Annotated in this window: 1 pseudogene; it reads left to right on the top strand. The window is 69.0% G+C overall.

The window, feature by feature from the left end:
• A pseudogene (gene rpsC, locus CRD59_RS07605) lies at positions 1-462 on the top strand (30S ribosomal protein S3); the annotation flags it as partial.

Here is a 462-nt window from a genome sequence, read left to right as displayed (position 1 = left end):
AAAGCGGGAAGGAGCGGCAGAGAAACACCTCGGGGGTAAAGAAGGCCGTCACAGCGGCAATGGCAGGCGCTAAGGGGAGCGCCGAGCAGGTGACCAACCGCGTAACCTGCCGCCGGGCGATGAGCAAGGCGGGGCAGGATGCCAGGCGCGCGGGCGCCAAGGGGAGCAGGATCAAGCTCTCAGGGCGCCTGGGTGGCGCTGAGATGAGCCGTTCCGAGTTCTACCGTGAAGGTCGGGTGCCGCTGCAGACCCTGCGTGCGCTGATCGACTACGGCTCTTTGAGGCCCGCACCACCTATGGCCGGATTGGCGTGGAGGGGTGGATCTACAAGGGCGAAATGGACGGGCGGGGGTTTGACGGGCAGAAGGGCCAGCAGGGCGAGCGGGGGCGGCGGGGCGGACACGGGCGTCTCCGGCGGGGTGGTGCCCGGTGCTGCGAGGGCCGGGCGCAGAATACACCAGG

This window comes from Bifidobacterium xylocopae (genome assembly GCF_003315615.1).
Lineage (GTDB): Bacteria > Actinomycetota > Actinomycetes > Actinomycetales > Bifidobacteriaceae > Bombiscardovia > Bombiscardovia xylocopae.
This window is presented reverse-complemented; position numbering and strand designations above follow the sequence as displayed.